Origin of the sequence: Enterococcus sp. DIV0755b (assembly GCF_051713765.1) — a bacterium.
In the GTDB taxonomy this organism is placed as follows: Bacteria; Bacillota; Bacilli; order Lactobacillales; family Enterococcaceae; genus Enterococcus_C; species Enterococcus_C canintestini.
On sequence record NZ_JBIOQN010000001.1, the window covers coordinates 1,762,553 to 1,788,021 of the forward strand.

At 35.9% G+C, this 25,469-nt stretch carries 24 protein-coding genes and 1 pseudogene; 19 read left to right on the plus strand and 6 right to left on the minus strand.

Annotation, left to right across the window (positions count from 1 at the left end; translation table 11 throughout):
- Nucleotides 1-14: 14 nt before the first annotated feature.
- From IGI65_RS08485 to IGI65_RS08495, 3 genes are read left to right on the plus strand one after another with little or no spacing between them, the layout of a single operon-like run.
- Complete coding sequence (locus tag IGI65_RS08485) at nt 15-698, plus strand: DUF1538 domain-containing protein (RefSeq protein WP_095006709.1); 684 nt, start codon at nt 15-17, stop codon at nt 696-698.
- A complete protein-coding gene (locus IGI65_RS08490) occupies nt 695-1,450 on the plus strand; it encodes a DUF1538 domain-containing protein (RefSeq protein ID WP_071864703.1) in 756 nt (251 codons plus the stop codon). Before IGI65_RS08485 ends, IGI65_RS08490 begins: the two co-directional genes overlap by 4 nt.
- On the plus strand, nt 1,447-1,815 hold the full coding sequence (locus tag IGI65_RS08495) for a P-II family nitrogen regulator (protein WP_095006708.1): 369 nt from the start codon (nt 1,447-1,449) through the stop codon (nt 1,813-1,815). The genes IGI65_RS08490 and IGI65_RS08495 overlap by 4 nt, the downstream gene beginning before the upstream one ends.
- An 83-nt stretch (nt 1,816-1,898) precedes the next feature.
- Here the strand turns inward: IGI65_RS08495 and IGI65_RS08500 are convergent, their stop codons facing one another.
- Nucleotides 1,899-3,254 (minus strand): MATE family efflux transporter, encoded by a 1,356-nt coding sequence (locus tag IGI65_RS08500; RefSeq protein ID WP_438773909.1) that lies wholly within the window; start codon nt 3,252-3,254, stop codon nt 1,899-1,901.
- Nucleotides 3,255-3,431: 177 nt separating this feature from the next.
- Between IGI65_RS08500 and IGI65_RS08505 the strand changes: the two genes are divergently transcribed.
- The 8 genes from IGI65_RS08505 (at nt 3,432) to holA (ending at nt 11,055) form a co-directional block, all read left to right on the plus strand.
- Entirely contained in the window at nt 3,432-4,100 is a 669-nt protein-coding gene (locus IGI65_RS08505; RefSeq protein ID WP_438773911.1) for a 2,3-bisphosphoglycerate-dependent phosphoglycerate mutase, read from the plus strand.
- A gap of 99 nt (nt 4,101-4,199) precedes the next feature.
- The gene (locus tag IGI65_RS08510) at nt 4,200-4,466 is read left to right on the plus strand and encodes an ACT domain-containing protein (protein ID WP_438773913.1); all 267 of its coding nucleotides are present in this window, start codon (nt 4,200-4,202) and stop codon (nt 4,464-4,466) included.
- A gap of 16 nt (nt 4,467-4,482) precedes the next feature.
- Nucleotides 4,483-5,826: a PFL family protein gene (locus IGI65_RS08515; protein ID WP_438773914.1), complete on the plus strand. Its 1,344-nt coding sequence runs from the start codon at nt 4,483-4,485 to the stop codon at nt 5,824-5,826.
- Nucleotides 5,827-5,838: 12 nt separating this feature from the next.
- The gene (locus IGI65_RS08520; protein WP_438773915.1) at nt 5,839-6,453 is read left to right on the plus strand and encodes an HAD-IA family hydrolase; all 615 of its coding nucleotides are present in this window, start codon (nt 5,839-5,841) and stop codon (nt 6,451-6,453) included.
- A gap of 161 nt (nt 6,454-6,614) precedes the next feature.
- Entirely contained in the window at nt 6,615-7,238 is a 624-nt protein-coding gene (locus IGI65_RS08525; protein WP_438773916.1) for a helix-hairpin-helix domain-containing protein, read from the plus strand.
- A gap of 24 nt (nt 7,239-7,262) precedes the next feature.
- Nucleotides 7,263-7,748 (plus strand): ComE operon protein 2, encoded by a 486-nt coding sequence (locus IGI65_RS08530; RefSeq protein WP_438773918.1) that lies wholly within the window; start codon nt 7,263-7,265, stop codon nt 7,746-7,748.
- Nucleotides 7,749-7,893: 145 nt separating this feature from the next.
- Complete coding sequence (locus IGI65_RS08535) at nt 7,894-9,987, plus strand: DNA internalization-related competence protein ComEC/Rec2 (RefSeq protein WP_438773919.1); 2,094 nt, start codon at nt 7,894-7,896, stop codon at nt 9,985-9,987.
- A 45-nt stretch (nt 9,988-10,032) separates the two neighbouring features.
- Nucleotides 10,033-11,055, plus strand: a complete 1,023-nt coding sequence (gene holA, locus IGI65_RS08540; protein WP_438773920.1) for a DNA polymerase III subunit delta — start codon at nt 10,033-10,035, stop codon at nt 11,053-11,055.
- A 65-nt stretch (nt 11,056-11,120) separates the two neighbouring features.
- On the opposite strand, the gene rpsT is transcribed toward holA, so the two are convergent.
- Nucleotides 11,121-11,375, minus strand: a complete 255-nt coding sequence (gene rpsT, locus IGI65_RS08545) for a 30S ribosomal protein S20 (RefSeq protein WP_071864692.1) — start codon at nt 11,373-11,375, stop codon at nt 11,121-11,123.
- A 242-nt stretch (nt 11,376-11,617) separates the two neighbouring features.
- Between rpsT and IGI65_RS08550 the strand changes: the two genes are divergently transcribed.
- Both IGI65_RS08550 and IGI65_RS08555 read left to right on the plus strand, forming a co-directional pair.
- Nucleotides 11,618-12,601, plus strand: a complete 984-nt coding sequence (locus tag IGI65_RS08550) for an inorganic phosphate transporter (protein WP_071864774.1) — start codon at nt 11,618-11,620, stop codon at nt 12,599-12,601.
- Nucleotides 12,602-12,621: 20 nt separating this feature from the next.
- On the plus strand, nt 12,622-13,245 hold the full coding sequence (locus IGI65_RS08555; protein ID WP_412259129.1) for a DUF47 domain-containing protein: 624 nt from the start codon (nt 12,622-12,624) through the stop codon (nt 13,243-13,245).
- A gap of 54 nt (nt 13,246-13,299) precedes the next feature.
- On the opposite strand, the gene IGI65_RS08560 is transcribed toward IGI65_RS08555, so the two are convergent.
- From IGI65_RS08560 to IGI65_RS08570, 3 genes are all read right to left on the minus strand, one after another.
- Nucleotides 13,300-14,133, minus strand: a complete 834-nt coding sequence (locus IGI65_RS08560) for an undecaprenyl-diphosphate phosphatase (protein ID WP_071864690.1) — start codon at nt 14,131-14,133, stop codon at nt 13,300-13,302.
- A 198-nt stretch (nt 14,134-14,331) separates the two neighbouring features.
- Nucleotides 14,332-15,039 carry a histidine phosphatase family protein gene (locus IGI65_RS08565; protein WP_071864689.1) on the minus strand — a complete coding sequence of 236 codons (708 nt, stop codon included), beginning with the start codon at nt 15,037-15,039 and terminating at the stop codon, nt 14,332-14,334.
- 47 nt (nt 15,040-15,086) lie between these two features.
- Complete coding sequence (locus tag IGI65_RS08570; protein WP_438773922.1) at nt 15,087-15,719, minus strand: MBL fold metallo-hydrolase; 633 nt, start codon at nt 15,717-15,719, stop codon at nt 15,087-15,089.
- Nucleotides 15,720-15,852: 133 nt separating this feature from the next.
- On the opposite strand from IGI65_RS08570, the gene IGI65_RS08575 reads away from it, so the two are divergent.
- The 5 genes and pseudogenes from IGI65_RS08575 to IGI65_RS08595 all read left to right on the plus strand — a co-directional run bounded on the left by IGI65_RS08575 (nt 15,853) and on the right by IGI65_RS08595 (nt 23,739).
- Entirely contained in the window at nt 15,853-16,548 is a 696-nt protein-coding gene (locus IGI65_RS08575; RefSeq protein WP_438773923.1) for a B3/B4 domain-containing protein, read from the plus strand.
- Between the two features lie 52 nt (nt 16,549-16,600).
- Complete coding sequence (locus IGI65_RS08580) at nt 16,601-16,972, plus strand: phage holin family protein (protein WP_438773924.1); 372 nt, start codon at nt 16,601-16,603, stop codon at nt 16,970-16,972.
- A gap of 211 nt (nt 16,973-17,183) precedes the next feature.
- Entirely contained in the window at nt 17,184-19,532 is a 2,349-nt protein-coding gene (locus IGI65_RS08585) for an ATP-dependent DNA helicase (protein ID WP_438773925.1), read from the plus strand.
- A gap of 129 nt (nt 19,533-19,661) precedes the next feature.
- Nucleotides 19,662-20,570, plus strand: a complete 909-nt coding sequence (locus IGI65_RS08590) for a YitT family protein (protein ID WP_438774431.1) — start codon at nt 19,662-19,664, stop codon at nt 20,568-20,570.
- A gap of 506 nt (nt 20,571-21,076) precedes the next feature.
- Nucleotides 21,077-23,739, plus strand: a pseudogene (locus IGI65_RS08595) (HAD-IC family P-type ATPase).
- 103 nt (nt 23,740-23,842) lie between these two features.
- On the opposite strand, the gene IGI65_RS08600 reads toward IGI65_RS08595, so the two are convergent.
- On the minus strand, nt 23,843-24,178 hold the full coding sequence (locus tag IGI65_RS08600) for a metal-sulfur cluster assembly factor (protein ID WP_071864683.1): 336 nt from the start codon (nt 24,176-24,178) through the stop codon (nt 23,843-23,845).
- A 189-nt stretch (nt 24,179-24,367) separates the two neighbouring features.
- Between IGI65_RS08600 and IGI65_RS08605 the strand changes: the two genes are divergently transcribed.
- Nucleotides 24,368-25,300, plus strand: a complete 933-nt coding sequence (locus IGI65_RS08605; RefSeq protein WP_438773926.1) for a dihydroorotate oxidase — start codon at nt 24,368-24,370, stop codon at nt 25,298-25,300.
- Nucleotides 25,301-25,469: the final 169 nt, after the last annotated feature.

Here is a 25,469-nt window from a genome sequence, read left to right on the forward strand (position 1 = left end):
TAAGGAGGGACTGTATGCGAAAAAATTTTCAAGAAGTGATTGTTGCAATTTTACCGATGACAGTTTTAATTGTCATTTTAACCTTTATTTTTGCACCATTACCCGCTGAAGACTTAGCAACCTTTATTATTGGCGCAGCAATCATGATGATTGGAATGACACTCTTTTTATTTGGTGCCGAGTATTCCATGTTACGTGTGGGCGAATTGGTTGGAGAATACATGATTAAACGCCGGAGCTTAGCACTTATGATTAGTTTAGGTTTCTCAATTGGAATTGGCATTACAATAGCGGAGCCATCTGTTCAAGTTCTAGCACAACAAGTTACTGAAATTTCTGAAGGCGCTATCACTAAAGCGGTTTTAATTGGTGTTGTCAGTGTCGGGACCGGTATTTTCTTAGCTTTTGCGTTATTACGAACAGTATTTCGTCTATCTTATTATCAGATGATGTTATTAGGCTACGTAGCTGTGTTTATTGCCTCATTTTTCACTAGTCCAGAATTTATGCCAATTGCTTTTGATGCTGGTGGGGTAACAACTGGACCGGTTACGGTACCATTTATTTTAGCGTTGGCGAGTGGGTTAACCAGTATGATTCATCAGAAAAAAGGTGAAAATGATAGCTTTGGCATGGTGGGCGTTTCTTCTTTAGGACCAATTTTAGCTGTGATGGTGTTGGGGGTGATTTTCCAATGAGTTTTCTCCAACAAGTATTTAGTGGTTTTACTACGATGATTAAAGAAGTATTACTGGCAATTTTTCCCATTGTTTTTCTCTTTGTCTTGTTGAATTTCACCAGTTTTAAATTGAAGAAGAAAAAATTTATTCAAATCTTGAAAGGTTTTCTAATTACCACAGTGGGTTTAATTCTATTTTTACATGGTGTAAATATTGCATATGTGCCGGTAGGACAATATCTTGGGAGTGAAATTGCCAAGTTAGATTATAACTGGATTTTAATTCCATTAGGATTTTTGATGGGCTTTTTAGTTGGTTTTGCTGAACCGGCGATTCATGTAATGGTAAAACAAGTAGAAGAAGAAAGTGGCGGAACTGTCCGCAGTAAAGTCTTGTTAGCTGTTGTTTCACTGGGGATAGGTGCGGCTGTCAGTTTGTCGATGTGGCGCTTATTAGCAGGCTTTAGCTTGTATTATTTTCTCATTCCGGGTTACATCCTCGTTTTTATTTTAGGTAGAAAAGTAGATAAGATGTTTTTAGCAATGGCTTTTGACAATGGCGGGGTTGCAACTGGACCTATGTGTTCAACTTTCATCTTATCAATGGCAGTGGCGATTGCTGCTGAAATTGAAGGACGGAGCCCGTTAATTGATGGTTTTGGAGTAGTAGCGTTAATTGCTTTAACTCCGATTTTATCAACACTTGCGTTAGGGTATATTTATAAAAGAAGAGCGGAACAAAAAGTAGTGAAAGTGGAGGCTGAAAAATGAACAAACCAGTAGCATTGAATCTTGAGATGATTATTACTATTGTGGAACGTGGCATAGGCGATGCTGTCATTGAATATTCCAAACAGGCTGGCGCAAATGGAGGAACCTTACTTCACGGTAAAGGGTCTGGTTCTCATGATAAAGGACGCTTTTTTGGAATTGAAATCGAACCTGAAAAAGATATTGTATTAACCTTGGTGCCAGATAGTCTCACGAATGAAGTAATGGATGCCATTGGTAAAGGCATTAAAATTAATGAACCGGGTAATGGTATTTGTTTTAGTATCGATATTGATAAGGTGATGGGAATTACAGAAATTAACTCTTATCGTAGAGTTGTCGATATGGATCAATTACTCGATTAATTACTTATAAAAAATAAAACACCCGTAACCTATTTTTGTCCTATTTTATCATAGGGTAAAAACAGATTACGGGTGTTTTTTCGTTAAGTTAACTGCATTTTTTGTTCTTCATCTAAGCGACGTAATTCTTTCATAGCTTTAATATAGGAGTATAGTAAGACAATGACAGATCCCGTCCAAGCAAGTGGTGATGCCGCTGCTGCACCGGGATATTGGAAATAATGGGTTAAAACAATTGCTGCAAACGAACGCATGATCAATTCCATAATACCGGCAATGGTTGGGATTTTGGTTTGCCCTAATCCTTGTAAGGTATAGCGCAAAATAAACAAAATCGCTAATATCCAATATAAACTTGCGACGATGAGAAAGTAGATTCGCGATAGTTCAAAAACTTTGGTTTCACTACGACTGACAAATAAAGCGACAAAAGAATCTCCAAATGTAATCACGACAATACCGGCGATAATACTAAAGATGATACTCATGGTTAAACACTGTTTAACACCTTCTAAGATACGACCATATTTTTTTGCACCATAATTTTGGGCAGTAAAAGTCGCCATCGTAACCCCAAAACTCATCATTGGTTGGGTTGCAAATTGATCAATTCGACCGGCCGCTGCTTGCGCTGCTACTGCATCTGTACCAAGGCTATTAAGGGCTGATTGTAAAACAACAGCGCCGATTGCGATAATTGAAGCTTGAAAAGCCATCGGCAGTCCAGCATTTAAATGAACACGGTATTCTTCTTTCAAATCCTTAAAGTCACTTTTACTAATTTGTAACAGTGGAATTCGTCGCTTAATATAAATAAAACACATTAAACTAGCTGACATCTGTGCAATGACAGTAGCATAACCGGCACCAGCAACGCCCATATTAAATTGGGTAATGAAAACTAAATCGAGCACGACATTAATGACAACTGCAAAAATTAAAAAGAATAGTGGCGTGCGACTGTCCCCTAAAGCACGGACCATATTGCTTAAAAGGTTAAACGCCATAGCGGCAAACATTCCTCCTAAAATAACAGAAATAAATTCTTGGGCCTGATTCAGAATTTCTGGTGGTGTCTGCATAATAATCAGTAGGGGCCGCAAAAAGACTAGGCTTAGAATGGTTAGAATAAGTGTGACGACTAAACTAATAACAAGACTTGCTGCAAAACTTTTTTTGACACTTTTGTAATCCCTAGCACCAAATCGTTGTGCAGTAATAATAGATAGCCCGGCTGTTAGACCTTGGGCAAAACCGATGATTAAAAACGTAATACTTCCGGTAGATCCAACAGCAGCTAGAGCATCTTTGCCGATAGTTTGACCGACGATAATCATATCGACCATATTATAAAATTGTTGAAAAACATTTCCCACAAACAATGGAATGGTAAACATAAAAATCAGTTTGGCAGGCGTTCCGGTTGTCAAATCTTTCATGTAATTACTCCTAATTTTTTGAATATTTATTATTTTTAACTGTTTGTCTAAGTAAAGTAAATGGTAGCATAAAAGTCATCAAATACAAGCTTTTTTCAGGCGATTTTGCAAGAATTTTCACTTTTTTCATGACATTTCTTTTTATTGCTGGGATAATAAAGAAGAGGAGGCAACAAGATGAAAGTTGTATTAATACGTCACGGTGAAAGTATCGCAAATTTTGAAAATTACTGGACTGGTTGGTTGGATGTTCCATTAACGGAAAAAGGTAAACAGCAAGCAAAAGAAGCGGGCAAGAAAATTCATAAAGCTGATATTCAATTTGATGCTGTCTTTACTTCGGTTTTAAAAAGAGCCATTTTAACCAGTCAATTAGTCTTAGAAGAAGCTGAGCAATTATGGGTGCCGGTCACAAAAACATGGCGCTTAAATGAACGGCATTATGGGGCGTTAATCGGTAAAAATAAAGATGAAATGGCGACTCTTTACGGAGTTGAACAAGTAAAAAAATGGCGCCGTGGCTATTGGGAGATGCCACCTTTAGAAAGTAGCCAAACTTTTGATCGTCGCTACCAAGGCTTAGGTTCAAAAGATCTTCCAAAAGGTGAAAGTTTAGCACAAACGCAAAAACGAGTTGTGTCGTTATGGCAAGATCAGATAGCACCGCTTCTATTGGCTGGAAAAAATATTTTAGTAGCAGGACACGGCAACAGTTTACGAGCACTAGTAAAATATTTAGAAGAAGTACCTGATAATCAATTGGATACTATTGTTATTCCTAATGCACAACCAATTGTCTATGAATTTAATGATAAATTGGCACTTATTAAGAAAACTATGCTATAAATCCGAACTATTCTTTTAATGAAATTTATTTTGTTCTTTTTTTTATCGTAAGGAAATTGTATTTTTGTTATACTCTGAAAAAACAGGAGGTATTTTTATATGAAAGCTATTTTAACTGTAATTGGCCAAGACAAAGTAGGAATCATTGCTGTGGTAAGCCAAAAACTGGCGGATTTGGATATTAATATTTTGGATGTTTCACAAACAATTATGGAAGAATATTTTACAATGACTATGATGTTGCAATTAAAACAAAATGCCGATTTTGAAAACATAAAAAAAGAATTGCATTCTGTCGGGGTGAAATTGGGTGTGAAAATCAACATTCAAAACGAAGAAATTTTCAATGCAATGCATAAATTATAAGTAAGGAGTTTAGACCATGGAAACAAATCAGATTTTAGAAACCATTCGCATGGTAGAAGAAGAAAACCTCGACATACGAACGATTACAATGGGAATCTCTTTACTAGATTGTATCAGCAGTGATGTCAATAAAACTTGTGCTAACATTTATGACAAGATCACCACAAAAGCACGTCATTTGGTTAGAGTTGGCGAAGAGATTGAAACAGAATTTGGTATTCCAATTATTAATAAGCGAATTTCGGTCACGCCAATTTCACTCATTGCCGCAGCAAGCGGGACTAATGATTGTATTCCTTTTGCTAAAACTTTAGATAAAGCCGCAATTGCATTAGGTGTAAATTTCATCGGCGGTTTTTCTGCTTTGGTTGAAAAAGGTTACCAAGGAGCCGATCAAGCGTTAATTGCTTCAATCCCTGAAGCCCTAAAGGAAACGCAATTTGTTTGTTCTTCTGTCAATATTGGTTCAACGCGAGCTGGAATTAATATGGATGCTGTTAAATTAATGGGAGAAACAATCAAAAAAACGGCTGAAGCATCAGACATGGGGTGTGCAAAATTAGTTGTTTTTGCTAATGCAGTTGAAGATAACCCATTTATGGCGGGAGCTTTTCATGGCGTTGGTGAAGCAGATTGTGAAATTAACGTTGGTGTTAGTGGTCCAGGTGTAGTGAAGCGAGCTTTGGAAAAAGTTAAAGGGGAATCCTTTGATGTGGTTGCTGAAACGGTGAAAAAAACTGCCTTCAAAATTACGCGAATGGGACAATTGGTGGGACAAGTGGCTTCAAAGCGTTTAGGTGTACCGTTTGGAATCGTCGATTTGTCTTTAGCACCAACACCTGCTGTGGGAGATAGTGTGGCCCTTATTTTAGAAGAAATGGGATTAGAATCTGTCGGTACTCACGGCACAACCGCTGCTCTTGCTCTTTTAAATGACGCAGTTAAAAAAGGGGGCGTAATGGCATGTAATCATGTTGGTGGCTTATCTGGTGCTTTTATCCCTGTTTCTGAAGATGCAGGAATGATTAAAGCCGTAGAAAATGGCTTGTTAAATTTAGAAAAATTAGAAGCTATGACGGCAATTTGTTCTGTGGGATTAGATATGATCGCTATTCCAGGGGATACAACCGCTGAAACAATTGCAGCTATGATTGCCGATGAAGCAGCTATTGGAGTGATTAACCACAAGACAACTGCGGTACGAATTATTCCAGCCAAAGGACAAAAAGTAGGCGATATGGTAGAATTTGGTGGTTTGTTAGGTCGCGCGCCGGTAATGAAAGTTAATCCAGCCAAAAGTAGTGATTTCATTGCCCGGGGTGGGCGGATTCCAGCCCCAATTCATTCATTTAAAAACTAAAGGTTGGTGGCTATGAAAGATTTTATTTGGGACTTTGATGGTACGCTATTTGATACTTACCCCAACATGTTAAAAGCAATTTTGAAAGTTTTACAAGAAGAAGGTATATTTGCAGATAAAGAGGCGATTTATCAACTATTAAAAGAAAAATCTTCAAAGGCTGTTACCCAGCGCTATCAACTAGATTTTAGTGACTTTTCGCAACGTTTTCATCAGTATGAAAATGAAATGGAAAAGTGGCCTCATCCTTTTGATCATGTCGCAGAAACATTAGATGCGGTGCAAAAAAATGGTGGTCGCAATTTTATCATGACACATCGTACAGTTTCTTCGACGAAAAAATTATTGGATTATTATCATTTAACTGATTTTTTTGTTGAAATTGTGGGAGAAGAAAATAATTTTGCCAGAAAACCTAATCCAGCGGCACTAAATTATCTTGTGAAAAAATATCATTTGCCAAAAATGCAAACTGTGATGATAGGTGATCGACTTTTAGATATTGAGGCGGGAAAAAAAGCGGGCTTAAAAACGTGTTTTTTTGATAATGAAGGTTTGCTAAAAAATATTGTCGCTGATTATTATGCGACCGATTTTTTACAGTTAGAAAATTTAATTGATAAGTAACTTACTTAAAAAAGCCTATAGATATGCAGATAAACTGATATGTTGAAGCAATCGTCAAAGATTAGATAATAAATCTAATCTTTGACGATTTTTTGCTGTTTTTTTGAAGTTTAAAATATTAGCGCCTTTTATTGCGTAATTAAATGTGAAAGGAGGAGAAAATGGACTTTTTAGCGAATAAAAAAAATCAGTTGTTTGTTGGGGGAATAGTTTGCATTTGCCTGTTACTAGTGGGGATCTTTTTTATTTGGCACAAACAAAATGAAGAAAAATCATGGGAAAATTTAACAAATACTACGAGTACTACAAGTAGTGAAGTTAAAACCAGTCAAAGCCAAAGCCAGACCATTACTGTTGATATTAAAGGAGAAGTGGTAAAACCTGGCGTTTACGAGCTTTCCAATGATGCTAGAATGCAAAAATTGGTGCAGCTAGCTGGCGGCTTTACAAAAGAGGCACAACAGAAAGAGATTAATTTAGCCCAAAAACTTCAAGATCAACAGATGGTTTATGTCCCCAATAAAAAAGAACAGCTACAGACTAATGAAGTAAATGATACTGAAGGTAGTAATATGGCAAGTGCTACGTCAAATGAAAAGGTAAATATTAATACAGCAGATTTAACACAGTTACAAACGTTATCTGGAATTGGGATAAAAAAAGCAGAAGCAATTCTAACTTATCGGGAAGAAAATGGTAATTTTAAATCAATTGAAGAACTAAAAGAAGTTTCGGGAATCGGGGAAAAGACGGTTGAAAAATTACGTGCATCGATTACAATATAAATAAAATCTTAAAGGAGCAAAGTTATGACTGATCAGAGAATTCCTTGGGACCAGTATTTTATGGCACAGGCAGTCCTTTTAGCATTACGAAGCACGTGTACACGTCTTGAAGTGGGAGCCACTTTAGTAAAAGACAAACGCATTATCGCAGGGGGCTATAATGGCTCAGTTAGTGGGGATGTCCATTGTATTGACGATGGCTGTTACGTTGTAGATAATCATTGTATTCGGACCATCCATGCTGAAATGAATGCACTCTTACAATGTGCTAAATTGGGTATTTCTACCGATCAGGCAGAAGTCTATGTTACCCATTTTCCCTGTTTACAATGCACTAAAGCTCTTTTACAAGCTGGTATTCGTAAAATTTATTACTTACATGATTATCGCAACGATCCGTATGCGGTCGAATTAATCGACCAAGTTGGCGCTACTGCGCAAAAAGTTGTGTTAGAGCCCGAATATTTTCAAAAACTTTCTTTTGGTTCATTAAATGAATTAACTGAATAAAGACTTAACCAACTACTGGATTTTCCCGAGTCTGGGGTTGGTGTTAATTATTTGTAGTATTTATTTTAGACAACCGCTGTTTTTATTACTTTTGTTTTTATATTGTAGCTATTTTTACTGTAGTCGCCATTTTAAACTGCTTTTAGTGATTGGCCTCTGCAGTCTTTTTATCGTACCACGTCTAATTAATATCTTAGAAAAAACGGATCAGATTTATCACGGACCACAACAATTCTTACTTCAAATAAAAATAGATAGTCTAAAGGTTAATGGCGACAGTTTAACCTTTAGTGCTAAAAATCAACAACAAGAAAATTTTAGTTGTTATTACCGTTTAAAAAATAAAACGGAAAAAGATTTTGTTAACAACAAAAACTTTAATCAAAATTTTGTTACCGTTTGGGGCGAAGTTACTAAAGGACGCAGTCGCCGTAATCTTGGGGGCTTTGATCAGAAGAACTATTTAAGAAGTCATCATTATTGTGGCACGTTAAATATTGAAAAATTAAAGTGGCACGAAAAAAAGACGTTTAACTTTTGTCAAATACGTGCAGCTTTAATTAGACACCTAAAGGAGAAGTTTCCTAGGAAAACCAAAGCGTATCTAGCCGCATTATTTTTAGGCTATAAAGATCAAGATTTTAAAGAAACGCAAGCTACGTTGTCACCAACTGGTATTTTACATTTTTTTAGTATCTCAGGGTTACATGTTCATCTTTTTTTAGGAGCGTTTTTGAATGTCCTCCAAGTATTACGTTTGACCTTAAAAGCGAGTGTGTTACCGTTGTTGTTATTTGCAGGCATCTTAATAATTCTAACGGGCGGAAGTATCGGTATTTTTCGCGCCACAGCACTTTTCTTTTTAAGCATCTTGACTCAACTAATTCCCCTTACATTTTCACCGTTAGATAAATTTAGTCTCGTTTTTTTACTGTGTTTAGTTAAAGATCCTTTACTAATTTTTCAAACTGCAGGTCAACTATCTTTTGTGATGGCGTTGTTACTTTTAGTAACCGTTAAAGAAACGACTTTTTTAGGTCAAGTGAAACAAAGTTATTGGTTGACTTTATTAGCTGTGCCAATTATTTGTTATTACTTTTATGAATGGCCACTTTTAGGCGGTCTTTTAACAGTCCTTTTATTACCACTGTTTAAATTTTTCTTATTGCCAGTAGGTTTTATCTTATTAATGATGAGTTTTATTACACCCGTAAACATTTTTGTGCTACTGTTTGAAAAATTTATCGAGTTTTTTGAAAGTCTTTTAAGTCTTAGTGCGTTTACGCTGCCAATAGGTTGGCTGCCACCAATTTTTGTCATCTTCTTTTTATTAAGTGGCATTTTTATCTATCAAAAAAGACGTACTTATTGGCTAATTGTGGGACTAATTTTACTCCCTTTTATGATCAATCGTTTATTTTTTCCCTTAATGGCGATTTTTGTTGATGTCGGCCAAGGAGATGCGATTTTGTTTAAGTCGGCGTTCAATCGAGAAGTTGTCTTAATTGATACTGGTGGGAAATTATCATTTCAGAGTGAAAATTGGCAAGAAAAAGTTCAAAATAGTAACGCTCAAAATACACTGATTCCACTTTTAAAAGCGCTGGGAATTACTAAGATTGATAAGATTTTTATTACTCATGGAGATACTGATCATATGGGAGACTTAGACGAGGTCTTAAAACGGTTTAAAGTGGAGAATTTAATTTTGGGAGCCGGTAGTCAAAAGCATCAAAACTTGCAAAAGACTTTAAAAAAATTACCCTCTAAAACAAATTTACGTGTAGTTAAAGGAGAGTATTTGATTAACGACCATTTTCCTATCCGCGTTTTTGCTCCGCTCGAAGGTAAAGGAGAAAATGAAGACTCGCTTGTTTTACAAATTCAAATGCGACAGCAACGCTTTTTATTGACAGGTGATTTACATCAAGCAGGAGAAGAATTACTAGTAAGAAAATACCGTGGATTAAAAAGTGACGTATTGAAGTTAGGTCATCACGGCAGCCGAACTTCTTCATCGTTAAAATTTATTCAGGCTATATCCCCAGATGCAGCCGTTATTTCTTGCGGTTTAAATAATCGTTTTGGTCATCCTCATGATGAGGTTTTAACAACCTTACAAGTTAAAAACGTTCAGGTTTTACGTACCGATCAACAAGGGATGATTTATTTCAGCTGGCGTTTATTTCAAGATAAAGCAATGCCTAAAGTAATGGAAGAATCCGCTAGCTCTAATTAATAGGAAATGGTAGGATAGAAAAAGAGTATTTGAAGGAGAACGATTATGAAAGCTCAAGAAGCATTACAAGCTATTAAAGAAAAGCCATTAGCGCCTTTGTATCTGGTTTTAGGAACAGAAAGTTACCTACAAGACCGCATCAAACAGGCTTTTATGGAACGCCTGCAGTTACAAAAAGACGATTTAGACTTGGTTTATTTTGATTTAGAGCAAGATCCTTTAAATTTAGTAGTTGCAGAAGCGCAAGCACCATCTTTATTTTCATTAGAAGATAAGCGGCTAATTATCGCTGAAAATCCGTTGTTTTTAACAGCTGAAAAAAAGAGTAATGTCATTGATCAAGATTTAACTGATTTTTTAAGTTATTTAAAAGCGCCATCAGATAGTGGGGTAGTAGTAATTATCGCACCTTATGAAAAATTGGATGAGCGCAAAAAAGTAAGCAAGTTGTTAAAAAAACAGGCGGTTGTAATCGATGTACAGCCTTTAAAAGAACAAGAGGTTGAACGTTACATTCGTCAAACCTTAACAGCTGAAAATATCCAGTTAGACAGAGTAGCCTTTGATACTTTCATGCAACTAACTGAAATGGATTTAACAAAAGCTATGCAAGAACTAGATAAATTAATCTTATATGGGGTCAATGGTGCTCCGTTAACAAAAGAGGTCATTTTGCAATTAGTTCCCAAGTCATTAGAAAATAATATTTTTGAATTGACAGAAAATGTCTTAAAAGGTGATGCTGACAAAGCGTTGCGGATCTATGAGGATTTACATTTGCAAGGTGAGGAGACAATTAAAATTAATGCGATTTTGATTGGTCAAGTACGCTTATTATTGCAAACAAAAATCTTAACAAAAGCAGGCTATCAACAAGCTAATATCGCTCAAACTTTAAAAGTTCATCCTTACCGCGTTAAACTTGCGATGCAACAGGTACGTAAATACGATGAAAAACAACTAATGGATTTGTATGATGAATTAGTAGAAAATGATTATCTGGTAAAGACTGGCCAAATGGATAAAGAGTTTTTATTCCAGCTTTTTGTATTAAAATCTGCCCATTAAAAGTAAAAGTCAAAAAGACAATAATAAAAAAAGCGTTGCGGCCTAGGCTGCAACGCTTTTTAAGACTATTTAGCGATTTTTTTGCTTAAACGAGCTTTATCGCGGTTAGCTTTATTTTTGTGGATCAAGCCTTTTGTTTCGGCCATATCGATTGCTTTGCTAGCTTCTTTATACAAAGCTTCTACGTTATCAGCACCAGCTTCAACAGCTTGTTCGAATTTTTTGATGCTTGAACGCACAGCACTCATTTGAGATGAATTTTTAGCGTTAGCAGCAGTACTAGTTTTCACGCGTTTGATTGCAGATTCAATGTTTGGCATAAGTTTCACCTCCGAATAAAAAGTTTTGCATGACAAGTCATACAAATCAACACTAGTCATTATACCCAAACATTGTATCCAATGCAATAAAAGTTGTAAAGAAATTTTACTTAACAGAAAAAGTTAAAAAAAGCACACATACAAAAATTAAATATGCTATGATACAAACGTAAAAAACAAATCTGCTTTATGGTGGTGTAATTTTTTTGAGTATAGCATTAGTGATAACGATTACTTTGGTGATGGGGGTTATATTTGTCAACGGTTGGACCGATGCCCCCAATGCCATTGCAACAGCAGTTTCAACCAGGGTTTTAAAACCAAATGTGGCGATTTGGATTGCGGTATTGATGAATTTTCTCGGCGCGCTTGTTATGACATATTTTAATGCCCAAGTGGCGGAAACAATTAGTAATATTGTGAGTTTTGACGCCCAAGGAAATATTGGTGCTTCACAAGTAGCACTAGCTGCATCGCTTTTTTCAATTGTAGTATGGGCTGTAGCAGCCTGGTATTTTGGTATTCCGACTAGTGAATCGCATGCGTTAATTGCGGGATTGACTGGTTCAGCGATGGCTTTAGGCGGGCTAGGAGCAGTAAATGGACAAGAATGGCTCAAAGTATTATTTGGACTTATTGTTTCAACAATTTTAGGATTTGGTGGCGGTTTTCTAATTACCAAGCTTATCGTCATTATTTTTCGCGATGTTCCCAGAAGAAAAGCCAATAAATTTTTTACAGTTGGACAAGCAACCGCTGCGGCGGCGAACGCCTTTTTACATGGGGCACAAGACGGTCAGAAATTTATGGGGGTCTTTATGCTAGGCCTTTATTATAATAATTTGGCTGAAAAAACCGGTGGCGGCTTTACTATTCCACTATGGGTAATGGCACTTTGTTCAATTACCATGGGGATTGGAACTTCAGTTGGCGGTATGAAGATTATTAAATCAGTTGGGATGGATATGGTAAAACTAGAAAAATACCAAGGTTTTTCTGCTGATATTAGTGCGGCCATTGTTTTATTTTTGGCCTCAGTATTTGGGATTCCTGTTTCAACTACACATACAAAAACCACCGCAATTATGGGAGTAGGTGCTTCAAGAAGGCTTTCTAGTGTGGACTGGCGTATCGTTAAAGAAATGATTTTTGCTTGGGTAATGACATTTCCCGGCTGTGGTTTAATCGCTTATTTAATGGCGAAATTATTTGTCGCAATCTTTTAATTTAGATAAGGAGTTTAAAAATGGCACGAAGAAAACAATATGATTTTTTAGATGCAATGGCACATTTGACTAAAAATGCTGCAGCTGCGGCTGAAGTTTTGGTGCAATTAGTTAAAAACTATTCTGCAGAAAATTTAATAACTGAAGCGGAAAAAATTCACGATTTAGAAAAAGAAGGAGATAAGATCGTCACAGAGCTAACCAATGAATTGTACGATGCGTTTATCACACCGATTGATCGCGAAGATATCTTAATTATTGCTGAACGCATTGACGATATTTTAGATGGAATCAATGCGCTAACTTATTTATTTGAAAATTTGGCCATTACTAAAATGCGTCCCCAAACGGATGAGTTTGCCCAATTAGTATTGGTAGCGGCTAATGGTGTTCATACTGCGATGTTGGAATTCCCTAAGTTTAAACATTCCAAAACATTGAAAAAAATGATCGATGAAGTAAATCGTGTTGAATCAGAATCTGATCGTCTTTATTCTAAATTAAAAAAGGGCTTGTTCACAGAAGAAACGGATCTTTTAGAAATTATTAAATGGAAAGATGTCTATGATCGTCTAGAACAAATTGTTAATGCCACTGAAGCAGCAGTAGATATTATTGACGGTATGGTAATTAAAAATACTTAAACAAAAAACGCAAACTATTTCTTAATTAAGAGAAAGTTTGCGTTTTTATTTGGACTACATGGCGATTAACCAATAACCTATTAGAATGATACCTAAAATAATCCGATACCATCCAAAGACGGTAAAGTCATTTTTCTTGATGTAATTCATTAAGAATTTAATTGCGATAACAGAAACTATAAAAGAGACTACTGTTCCGACTAATAAAACGATTGTACTTTGAAAACTAAAGCTATTGCCATTTAAAATAAATTTGACAATCTTCAAGCCACTAGCACCAATCATAGTTGGAATGCCCATAAAAAATGAAAATTCAGCTGCAACAAAACGGGAAGCGCCGATTAAAATACCACCTAAAATTGTTGCACCAGAACGAGAAGTCCCAGGAACTAAAGATAATACTTGGAACATACCGACGATTAATGCGGCTTTATAAGTGAATTTATTTAAATCGGTACATTTAGGTGTTGCCGTTTTGTTACGTTTTTCCACGATAATGAAGGCAATCCCATAAATAATTAGCATTAAAGCAACGGAGAAGAAGTTGTGGAAATGCGCATCTAACCAGTCGTCCAAAGGTAAGCCGATAATAACAGATGGAATAACAGCTACAATAACCTTAAACCAAAGATTCCAAGTATCCTTTTTCTCAATCTCACTTTTACTAGGAGAAAAAGGATTTAATTTATTAAAGTAAAGATAAATAACTGCGAGGATAGCGCCTAATTGAATGACAACATTAAACATGGTCATAAAGGCTTCTGATTCTTGTAGCTTGATAAATTCATTTGCTAAAATCAAATGGCCGGTACTACTAATTGGCAACCATTCGGTGATGCCTTCAATAATCCCCAGAATAATTGCTTTTAAAATGTTAAGCAAAAACATGCTTTCATTCCTTTCTTAAGATAAAGTTATAATCGGGAGTTAGTCCGATAAAAAGATTACAGGCTATAGTATACATTGAAATATTTGGAAAACCAATTGCTTTATTGAGTCTTTTACAAAAAAGAGACAATCCGCAAAATCTTTTGACGGACTGTCTCAAATAAAAATATTTTTTTATAAACTCTTTCTTTTTTGGTTTTAAGCTAAAAGATTTTTTGAAATCTTTTGTCCTTCTTCAATAAAAGCGGTCGAACCAACTTCTTCAATTGTAAAATTACCGTTCTCATCATAAGTTAGGCGAGTGACACTACCATTTTGTAAATCGACACGGACGGGTTGTTTAGCATCGATTAGATTTAGTAAAAAGGCAATTGTAAAACCGTGGGAAACAATGACAGCTTTTCCGCCGCCTTTTTTTTGCACCCGATGCGCAATATCTTCGAAACCAGAAAAGACACGATTTTTAATCGTTTCAAAATCTTCTGCCCAATTTGCAGTATCAGCATCTTTTACAGCTTCAGCAATTTTTTCAAAAGAAATATTTGTTTCCCACATTTCTTCACTATCTTTAAAGTTTAATACGCGGGGCAAGACTCCCCACATCTCAGAATCATAACCACCTTCTAATGAACCCCAACACCATTCGCGAATACGGTTATCGATTGAATAAGAAATATTATTGCCGGCATGATGTTCCCCTAAAATAATGCGCATTGTTTCAATTGCGCGACCAGAATCACTAGAAACAGCTTCCACAAAATCAATATCTTTTAAGCCAAGGCCTAAATAATGAATCATTTCCGCACCTTTTTCTGTTAGTGGGGTATCACACCAACCTTGTGCCCGTTGTAGTGCGTTAAACATTGTTTTACCGTGACGAATGACATATAATTCAACTTTTTCCATCTGAAGATCTCCTTTTTATAATTTAATTTCGATTATAAGTTTATGCTTTAAAACGTTCCTTTAAAAAAAGGATTTGTTTTCTTTTCTCGCTCGATAGTCGTCGCTTCACCGTGACCTGGGTAAACAGGGAACTCATCTGGCAAAGTGAAAAGTTCTGTTTTGATACTATTTAATAATTGCTCTAAATTGCCAGTGGGTAAATCAGTTCGTCCGATACTACCGCGAAAGAGTGCATCACCACTAATCACAAAGTCATCGAAAACAAAACTAACACTGCCAATCGAATGTCCTGGCGTAGGTATAACAGTAAACGTCATTTCCCCTAAAGTATATTCTTTTAGTTCAAATAAAAAATCGGCTGGTGCGACAATAATGTTTGCCATATCATCGTGACGATCTAAACCTGAAAGATTCATAATTGGATCTTGCAACCAATCAGCTTCTAAAGGACTAACATAAACAGGGATTTTGTAGTATTCACGTAAGTCATCCACAGCACCAATATGATCATAATGGGTATGGGTTAATAAAATAGCAACCGGTTTTGCCTTTAATTTTTTAATCTCTTGCATAATTAAAGGACCATCAGCACCAGGGTCAATAATTAGTAGGTGTTCTTTTTTCACGACTAGATAGCAATTTTCTTCAATTGCACCTGTCGAAATTTTAATAATTTCCATTTTTTCGCCTCCACACTGGTTCTCACTTCCAGTATAGCTTAAAGAAGAAAACAAACAAAGGGAGATGTCTAAGTAAATTCTAAAGTGTCCTATGCTATGATAAAAGAAAAAGCGCTTTGAAAGGTTGAGAGATGTGAAATTTTATTTACGAGATAGCTTAGTGGAACTAGGGATGGAGGCAATTGTCTTAGCCAAAGTAAGCAATGTGGATCCCAATGCGCCGCTAACAGCAGATTTAGAGGAATATATTGCTACAAGTGAGGACCTAGCCGCTGCATACGACCGCGAGGCAATTCGCGTGCATTCCGTTATCGCCGGTTATCGGGAAAAAATGCAAAAAATTGATAAAAGTGTGAAGAAAAATCCTCCCACAGCAGAAGCCTTAATTAAAAATATTCAGCGTCGTGGGAGTCTGCCACGTGTTAACAGCATTGTTGATTTGTATAATGCCGAAGCACTCCATTCTTTTTTAGCAATTGGTGCGCACGATTATGATACGATTACAGATTTTGTTGAATTTACGCGAGCGAGTGAACCGACAACTTTTACACCAATTGGATCAAAAAATAAGCAAGTTGAAATCGGAGATATTTTTTATCGTGATCAAAAAGGTGTGATGGCTTATCTTGATGCCAGAGATGGTGAGGATTATAAAATTACACAAAAGACGAAAAATCTTTTATTAATTATGCAGGGAAATGCCAATACGAATGTTATGATACGAGTTGCTGCTTTAACACGTGTTTGTGATAACATTCAAAAAATATGTCCGAATGCGACTTATGAAATTGCGGTTGTGACCCAAAAAGCAGATACTTTTTTTGAATAATTTTTGACATTAACTTCATTTTCTCCGTTGTTAAGGTGAAGGAGGAGATGATATGTATCAACAATTTTGGCAATTTCTTGTGTTTTTGCAGAGTACAGGGATTTTTAATGTTGTAGCGGTTTTAGCAGTGGCAATGATCTTTGATTTTTTTAGTGGAATGCTTGCGGCTACCTGGACAAAAACCATATCTTCCCGCATTGGCATTAATGGGATTATTCGTAAGCTTGCGAGTATGTTTTTATTGCTCTTTTTTATACCTGTGGCGTTTATTTTGCCTGCTAGTACGGGTGTTGCAATGTTATGGGTTTTTTATTTAGGTTATTTGTGGTTAGAAATTGAATCAATTTTAGAAAATTATCGTAAGCTGGGAATAGACACGACTATCTTTAAAAAATTTTTAGCCGAATTAAAAAAACGCAAATAAAATTGTTTTAGTTTTTAAAAGAACACGAAAAATGGCGCTGACAAAGGACTTGTCAGTGTTTTTTTATTAGCCAAAGACATGAGTTGTTTCTCGTGGTGATTTCTGTTAAATTGAGTTGTATTTTAAAAATACAACTTTATTACTAGATAATTTTACAACCCTTAAAAAAATTAAAAGCGATACAGTTTTTTTAGTCATAGGAGGTGGTCTTTTGCAGCATGCGCGGGTGTCAGTTCGAAAACTAGTGGAATTTATTTTACGAAGAGGCAGTATCGACAGTCGTCATACTAGCAATCATACTGCTCAAGAAGGTGCTAAGATTCATCGCCGGTTACAAAAAGCCGCAGGTGATGACTATCAAAAAGAAGTCGCTTTAAAACATACGTTAAAAATAGCAAAAGATGAATTAACGGTAGAGGGCCGAGCGGATGGGATCTTTAAAGATGGGTTAGAGTATGTTATTGATGAAATTAAAACATCAGAAACGCCCTTTGAGGAATTAGCACCAGAACAAAAAGAATTATTTTTCTACCAAGGAATGGTTTATGCGTATATTTACGCAGTCCAACATGATTTAGCGACTATTAAAGTACAGTTAACTTATTTTCAAACTATCGAAGAAAAGGTTACAAAAGAAGTACGTGTTTTTTTATTTCAAGAACTAGCTGATTTTTTTACACAATTAACAGGTGAATATCAAAAATGGTTGGAATTTCAAAATAATTGGCGTCGGGTTCGAAATACTTCGTTACAATTGCTGCAATTTCCTTACGATGAATTTCGTAAAGGACAAAGAGAGTTGGCAGTGGCCGCTTATAAAACGTTAAAAACACAACAATGTTTATTTGTTGAGGCGCCGACTGGAACAGGTAAGACGATTTCAACACTTTTTCCAGCACTGAAAGCATTAGGTGAAGAAGATGATGATCGTATTTTTTATCTAACGGCTAAAACAATTACCCGGCAAGTGGCAGAAGATGCACTAAAGGCGCTTTGTAATGATGACAAAGCGCAACTAAAAAGCGTCACCTTAACTGCTAAAGATAAAATTTGTTTTTTAGCTGAGCGCAACTGTACTCCAGAGCATTGCCCTTTTGCAGATGGCTATTACGATCGAATTAACGAAGGTTTATGGGATTTGTTACACCATGAAAATCAGATTACCCGTTCAGTGATTGAAACCTATGCAAAAAAGCATACACTTTGTCCGTTTGAATTATCATTAGACGTTAGTCTGTGGTGTGATGTTATTATAGGTGATTATAATTATCTTTTTGATCCGACGGTTTATTTACGCCGCTTTTTTGAAGAAGAAAATGAAAATCATTATTTCTTAATTGATGAAGCCCATAATCTTGTTGCTCGTTCAAAAGAGATGTATTCAGCAGAGATTTCGCGTCAAAGCGGGGAACACTTGCTAGGGCTATTACCGCAAAAAGATCGAAAACTGCGACGTAGTCTAATAAGATTAGACGATGAATTTACATTAATTGAAACAGCGGTGACAGAAAAGAAAGAACATTTTTTTGCCCAAAAGCCACCTGCGGATAGTTTTAACAAGCAGTTATACAAAGTCAGTGAAAAGCTCCATGAATGGTTAGGAGAAAATCCCGAAGATAAAGCGCAAGAAATTGCGCTAAATTATTATTTTACAGTGCTAAATTATTTGAAGATTAGTGAGCTTTACGATGAGCATTATATTACTACTGTTACGCGTAATTATCGTGACGTTACGCTAAAACAATTTTGTTTAGATCCTGCTCCGTTTTTAAATCAAATGTTAAATAAAGGCAAAGGTGCTATTTTATTTTCTGCTAGTTTTACCCCACTTACTTATTATCAAGAAGTTTTAGGTGGAGGGAAAGAAGCGTTGCGTTACCGTTTGCCGAGTCCCTTTTTGCCTGAGCAACAAGCACTCTTTATATTAGATTACATCCCGACCACGTATAAACAACGGGAAAACAGCCTGACAAATCTAGTGGCTGCAATATATGAGATGGTGATGGCTAAAAAAGGAAATTATTTTGTTTTTCTACCTTCTTATGCGTATTTAGATTTAGTCGCAACTGCTTTTAAAAAAGCCTATCCTGAGATTGAGACTCTTATTCAAAATAACGAACTGTCAGAAGGAGAAAAGGAGAATTTTTTAGCGGCATTTATTTCTGATCCCCAAACTGCTTTAGTAGGTTTTTGTGTGTTAGGCGGGGTCTTTTCAGAAGGAATTGATTTAAAAGGAAGTCGTTTAATTGGAAGTATGATTGTAACAGTCGGCTTGCCGCAGATGAACCATGAACAAGAATTACTAAAAGGTTATTATGGTGGTAAAAAAGGATTTGACTATGCTTATCGTCTGCCGGGGATGAATAAAGTTTTACAGGCTGCTGGTCGTGTGATTCGCGATCAAAAGGATTATGGTGTGGTGTTATTAGTCGATCAACGTTTTGAAAGTCCTGAATATCTGAGTCTTTTTCCGCCTCACTGGCATCACTTTTTACCAATTCACAATCCTCAAGAATTAAAGTCGAATTTATTACACTTTTGGGAACAAAAAAATGATTAAAAAGATTGCATTCAAAGCGACAACTGCTATATTAGAAAGGGAATAAAATTGCCGGTTACGGCATTACCATAAATTTATTGTAAAAGGAGTTTGAGGGTTGTGACAAAAGTTTGGCAGCAACATCTACAAATGGAAATGATGAAAAAAATTGGAGTTGTCTTGCTATCAGGGGTAATTGCAGCCGTGGCACTGAACTTCTTTTTAATTCCCGCTCAGGTTTTAGCGGCAGGTATGAACGGGGTAGCACAAATTGTGGTTTCTTTAGGACACCGCTATTTCGGTATTACTTTTGATACTGGGATTTTTATTTTCCTATTAAACGTTCCAATTTTTATTGTTGGTTTTTTAAAGTTAGGCAAAGCGGCGACTTTTTGGAGTTTTATGAATGTTATTAGCGTTTCATTGTTTACCATTATCGTTCCGCAAGGTGAAGTCACAAATAATATCTTAATGAATGCTATTGTAGGTGGTGTGCTATTAGGCGTTGGTGGTGGCTTATCTTTAAAATTTGGTTTTACGACTGGCGGTTTAGATATTGTCTCGTTGATTTTATCCAACACCACCGGAAAAACAGTCGGAAACTTTATGTTGTTACTAAATGGGATTATCGTTTTGATTGCCGGTTTTATCTTTAGTTGGGAAAGTGCGTTATATACGATTATTTCGATTTATGCGATGAGCCATGTGGTGGATGCAATTCATACCAGTCATCAAAAAGTCACCGCCTTTATTATTACTACCAAACCTGATCTAGTGGGCCAAAATATTTCTGAACATGTTTTTCGCGGCATGACACTATTACCTTCGATGGGTGGCTATTCTGGTGTGGAAGGTAAAATGATTATGATGGTTGTTACCCGGTATGAAGTCTATGATTTAGAACAAGCTATTTTAGAGGTCGATGAAAACGCGTTTGTTGACTTTGTTCCAACTCAATCGATTATTGGTCGTTTTGCCAGTGAAGATGATCAGCGTACTTTTAAAGCAACTGGTGTTTTTCCAGAAATTAAAATGACGAAGAAAAAAGGACATAAATAAGATTACGATTTTAAAAATTAATATTTTAATGAGCTATTCAAGTTATTAATTACCTCTTGCGTCATTTATACTTTACATTGACCGGGTGATACTTAATTGACTTGAATAGTTTTTTATAGGTAATAAAAGGTAGGTTGTGTTTTTTTATGATAAGCTGCACACATTCAATTTTTAAAATAAGAAATAATAATGAAGAAATTTAAGAAAAATATAAAATCGAAATGATCATTCTTCCTTTTTTTAAAAAAACTTTTTTCCAAAGATAATTTGTGTTATTTTGATTAAGAGAAGGCAATTATTTCTCAAATACTAGCATGAGATTAGAAAGGAGATGATTTTTTTGGACGAAGACTCGCCTGAGGGAGAGCAGAAATTTTTAGAATTTTTAGTTTGTTTGGCGCACTTCTTAATTGAATAAACGAAATAAAAAGCACGTTACAGGCTGTCGTTACGTCTGTAAGGGGCTTATTTGTCGTTTATTTAAAAATTAAAGGAGCAAACAAACAATGGAAAAAACACAAGCATTTCAGTTAGATGAACAAGAAGTATTAGAAAAATATGGTTTAAAGACTAAGTCAGGACTTTTTAGTCAAGAAGCAAAAAGACGTTTGGAAAAAGATGGATTGAATAAATTGACAAGTCAAAAAACCTCAAGGTGGCGTTTACTGTTACGTCAGTTTCACAATATGATTATTTATATTTTACTTTTTGCGGCTATATTGACTTTTCTTATGGGTCATACTTCAGATGCGATTATTATTATTGTGGTTGTTTTAGTCAATGTTTTCATTGGCTATTATCAAGAGGCAAGCGCTGCTGATGCTTTGGAAAAAATTAAAAATTTACTGTCACAAGAAGCCACAGTCTATCGAGATGGTATTCGACAAGATATAGCAGCCGAAACTTTAGTAGTAGGTGATGTAGTTTTTTTAGAAGCAGGGGATAATGTTCCTGCTGATTTACGTATGATTGAAACGGATAATTTGAGGATTCAAGAATCATCTTTAACGGGTGAGGCAGATTCCGTTGAAAAAAACTCGAAAAAGATATCCTATGCTAAAACGCCGCTGGCAGAAAGAAGAAACTTAGCTTTTGCCTCCACTTCTGTTACAGCCGGAAGTGGTATTGGGGTAGTGATTGCAACAGGGGTAAAAAGTGAAATTGGTAAGATTTCGACAGAGGTTGCTCAAACTAAAAGTGTAAAAACACCTCTTATGAAAGAAATTGATAACTTAGGCAAAGGGATTACATGGGTTATTATTGGTGTTTCTCTTCTCTTATTTATTATTAGTTTGGTACTGGAAACTTATGCAATTTCAGCTCTTTCATTGGCTGTTGTTACAATGATTGTCGGTTCGATTCCGGAAGGATTGCCTGCTACAACCTCTGTTGTGTTAGCGATGGGTGTTAGTGATATGGCCAAGAAAAACAATACTATTGTCAAAACACTACCCGCTGTCGAAACATTAGGTTCAGTGGCGGTTATTGCTACAGATAAGACGGGAACGCTGACGAAAAATGAAATGACAGTTAAAGACATCATATTAAACAAAAATAAATATCAAGTTACAGGAGATGGCTATGCACCTATTGGTAACATTTTAACAAGCGATGGTGTGAAAGCTCAGTTAGATGAAGAGTTACGTTTATTTTTAGAAGCTGGTTTCGAAGCAAATGATACGGTTTTAATTCAAGACGATGGTTGGAAAATTAATGGCGAACCCACGGATGGTTCTTTTTTAACGCTATATTATAAGCAGTTTCAGTTTCCCAATCAGCCTGCATATAAAGAAATTGACATGTTACCATTTGATTCTGATTATCGTTATATCGCTAAATTAGTTGAAAACAAAGACAAGCAACGCTTGCTGTTTATTAAAGGGTCGCCTGATAAGTTATTTCGAATGGCAAAATCCTATCAAAAAGCAGAATTTGATGAAGAATATTGGACAAAACAAGTCAGACCATTAACGGAACAAGGAAAGCGAGTAGTGGCGGTAGGGTATAAAGTGGTGGATGAAACAGTGAATGAAATTACCCCTGAACTTTTGCAAAGCGGCATTCAATTTTTAGGGCTTACCGGAATTATTGACCCGCCAGAAGAAGCTGTTATTCCAGCGTTAAAAGAAATGAATAGCGCTGGTGTTCAAGTCAAAATGATTACAGGTGACCATCCGCAGACTGCAAAAGCCATAGCTGAAAAATTAAATTTAGCACCGGAAATTTCGGTTGTGACTGGTGGAGAACTTGATCAAATGTCGCCAAAGGAATTGGAAAATGCGGTAGTAGAAAATCAAGTTTTTGCCCGCACTACCCCGCAAAATAAGTTGGAAATTATCGCAGCACTTCAACGAAATGGTTTAACAACCGCTATGACTGGAGATGGCGTCAATGATGCACCTGCTTTAAAGAAAGCAGACATTGGCGTTGCAATGGGGAAAAAGGGACAGATGTTGCTAAAGATTCTGCTGACATGATTTTAACCGATGATAATTTTGGTACTATGGCGATTGCAATTCGTGAGGGCAGAAGAATATATGATAACATCAAAAAGAGTATCCTCTTTTTACTGCCTACGTCCTTTGCAGAAGGATTGATTATTGCTTTTACAATATTGTTGCAAAAAGACATGCCTTTGCAACCAACGCAACTGCTTTGGATTAATATGGTTTCAGCAATTACAATCCAATTTGCTTTTATTTTTGAACCTGCAGAAAAAAATATTATGATGAAAAAGCCACGACAATCAACAGGCCGGATTTTTAACCGTCATGATATTTTCCAAATGGGATATGTTTCCGTTTTGGTTGCAGCGATAAGTTTAATAGCCTATGAATGGTTGCTTTCAAAAGGTGTCTCCACAACGACTGCAAGTACCATGATGATTAATATTGTCGTTTTAAGTAAAATTTTTTACTTGTTCAATATTAGGACGAAAGCGCCGCTTTTTTCTAAAAGCTTTTTTACGAACCCGAAAGCTTTTATAATTATCGGAATTATGCTTTTATTGCAAGTTGGACTAACATACTTGCCATTTATGCAAAGTTGGTTTTATACAGGTGGATTATCACTGCTAGAATGGCTGGTTGCGTTGATCGCAGGTATTCTTATTTTGGCGATTACAGAGTGTGACAAGTTAATTCGCTTAAAGGCACAACGTCAGAAATAAATAATTCAGATACTTTTATCATCTGATTTTTACTAATAAATAAAAGACAGCTGGACCACACAAAATGATTGTGTTGCTAGCTGTCTTTTTTTACAATTAAATTTTAACGAATCCCTAGTGCAATTCGAGCATAACGACTCATCTTATCAGTCGTCCACGCTGGATACCAAACCAATTTGACTTCGGTTTTGGTAACTTCTGGTACTTCAGCTAAAGCTTGATGAATTTGATCAGTTAAAATATCTGCTAAAGGACATCCCATCGTTGTCAATGTCATTTTAATGACAGTTTCACCAGTCTCGCCTTCAAATTCAATATCATATACTAAACCAAGATTGACAATATCAATACCTAATTCAGGGTCAATCACAGTTTCTAAAGCAGTTAAAATGCGTTCTTTAATTTCTTCAATTTCTTGTGTCGTCCGCGTTTCGTTCATAACAGCAACCCCTTTTAGAATTCTTTTCAAATAATAACTTGTTTTTTCGAATTTGTAAATCATCTGTTTTCTAAAATTAAGTAAAGACGAACGAAGGAATTGGATTTGGGGACATTTTGAAACTTACTATTGAATTTCAGCTAAAAAGTCGCTATGCTAAGTCCAACCAAATTGAAATGAGGCGATTTTGTGTTAACCACTAATTTCTTAGATTTTGATTTTTCCAATCCATTTATGAATGCATCTGGTGTTCATTGTATGACGACTAATGAGCTTGATGAATTAGCTGCTTCAAACGCTGGTGCATATATTATGAAAAGTGCCACGCCAGCAAAACGTGAAGGTAATCCGGAACCGCGCTATTTTGATGTTCCCCTGGGTAGTATTAATTCAATGGGATTGCCAAACCTAGGCTTTGATTATTACTTGGATTATGCGTTAAAACAACAAGAAAAGACAAGTCGCCCATTATTTTTCTCAGTGGCGGGTATGAGTGTAGCGGAAAATATTGCTATGCTTAAAAAAATCGAAGCAAGTGACTTCAAAGGGGTGACAGAATTAAATTTATCCTGTCCCAACGTTCCTGGTAAACCCCAAGTTGCCTATGATTTTGAATTGACAGATGAAACATTAGCACAAGTATTTGACTTTTTTACTAAACCATTAGGGGTCAAATTACCGCCGTACTTTGATATGGCTCATTTTGATCAAATGGGAGCAATATTAAATAAATATCCTTTAAGTTATGTGAATGCAATAAATAGTATTGGCAATGGCTTATACATTGACACAGATAGTGATCAAGTTGTCATTAAACCTAAAGAAGGATTTGGGGGAATTGGCGGTGAATACGTAAAGCCAACTGCTTTAGCAAATGTTCGTGCTTTTTATACACGTCTTAAACCTGAAATTAAAATTATTGGCACTGGTGGCATTTTAACTGGACAAGATGCGTATGAACATTTACTATGTGGGGCAACTATGCTACAAGTTGGAACGCAATTGCAAAAAGAAGGACCTGCCATTTTTGATCGTTTACAAAAAGAACTAATGGCTATTATGGAAGAAAAGGGCTATAAAACAATTGCTGAATTTCGTGGCAAATTAAAAGCTATCGTTTAAAATATTATAATAAAAGAGATTGTACTTTTACGGTGCAATCTCTTTTATTTATCGATATAAGGATATTCATTGAAATGGTAGTGGGGATATTATATATTTATTATGAAGAGATACATATTATCATTTATCCCACTATGTTAGTTAATGATATTTTAATTTTGTTTTAACT

What these genes read in the sequence shown, in the direction of transcription:
- IGI65_RS08530 (WP_438773918.1), top strand. Translation starts at nt 7,263, where the DNA reads ATGACTGATCAGAGAATTCCTTGGGACCAGTATTTTATGGCACAGGCA.
- IGI65_RS08490 (WP_071864703.1), top strand. Translation starts at nt 695, where the DNA reads ATGAGTTTTCTCCAACAAGTATTTAGTGGTTTTACTACGATGATTAAA.
- IGI65_RS08515 (WP_438773914.1), top strand. Translation starts at nt 4,483, where the DNA reads ATGGAAACAAATCAGATTTTAGAAACCATTCGCATGGTAGAAGAAGAA.
- IGI65_RS08600 (WP_071864683.1), bottom strand. Translation starts at nt 24,178, where the DNA reads ATGAACGAAACGCGGACGACACAAGAAATTGAAGAAATTAAAGAACGC.
- IGI65_RS08570 (WP_438773922.1), bottom strand. Translation starts at nt 15,719, where the DNA reads ATGGAAATTATTAAAATTTCGACAGGTGCAATTGAAGAAAATTGCTAT.
- IGI65_RS08520 (WP_438773915.1), top strand. Translation starts at nt 5,839, where the DNA reads ATGAAAGATTTTATTTGGGACTTTGATGGTACGCTATTTGATACTTAC.
- IGI65_RS08555 (WP_412259129.1), top strand. Translation starts at nt 12,622, where the DNA reads ATGGCACGAAGAAAACAATATGATTTTTTAGATGCAATGGCACATTTG.
- IGI65_RS08590 (WP_438774431.1), top strand. Translation starts at nt 19,662, where the DNA reads ATGGAAATGATGAAAAAAATTGGAGTTGTCTTGCTATCAGGGGTAATT.
- IGI65_RS08560 (WP_071864690.1), bottom strand. Translation starts at nt 14,133, where the DNA reads ATGTTTTTGCTTAACATTTTAAAAGCAATTATTCTGGGGATTATTGAA.
- rpsT (WP_071864692.1), bottom strand. Translation starts at nt 11,375, where the DNA reads ATGCCAAACATTGAATCTGCAATCAAACGCGTGAAAACTAGTACTGCT.
- IGI65_RS08500 (WP_438773909.1), bottom strand. Translation starts at nt 3,254, where the DNA reads ATGAAAGATTTGACAACCGGAACGCCTGCCAAACTGATTTTTATGTTT.
- holA (WP_438773920.1), top strand. Translation starts at nt 10,033, where the DNA reads ATGAAAGCTCAAGAAGCATTACAAGCTATTAAAGAAAAGCCATTAGCG.
- IGI65_RS08505 (WP_438773911.1), top strand. Translation starts at nt 3,432, where the DNA reads ATGAAAGTTGTATTAATACGTCACGGTGAAAGTATCGCAAATTTTGAA.
- IGI65_RS08565 (WP_071864689.1), bottom strand. Translation starts at nt 15,039, where the DNA reads ATGGAAAAAGTTGAATTATATGTCATTCGTCACGGTAAAACAATGTTT.
- IGI65_RS08550 (WP_071864774.1), top strand. Translation starts at nt 11,618, where the DNA reads ATGGGGGTTATATTTGTCAACGGTTGGACCGATGCCCCCAATGCCATT.
- IGI65_RS08525 (WP_438773916.1), top strand. Translation starts at nt 6,615, where the DNA reads ATGGACTTTTTAGCGAATAAAAAAAATCAGTTGTTTGTTGGGGGAATA.
- IGI65_RS08510 (WP_438773913.1), top strand. Translation starts at nt 4,200, where the DNA reads ATGAAAGCTATTTTAACTGTAATTGGCCAAGACAAAGTAGGAATCATT.
- IGI65_RS08485 (WP_095006709.1), top strand. Translation starts at nt 15, where the DNA reads ATGCGAAAAAATTTTCAAGAAGTGATTGTTGCAATTTTACCGATGACA.
- IGI65_RS08495 (WP_095006708.1), top strand. Translation starts at nt 1,447, where the DNA reads ATGAACAAACCAGTAGCATTGAATCTTGAGATGATTATTACTATTGTG.
- IGI65_RS08580 (WP_438773924.1), top strand. Translation starts at nt 16,601, where the DNA reads ATGTATCAACAATTTTGGCAATTTCTTGTGTTTTTGCAGAGTACAGGG.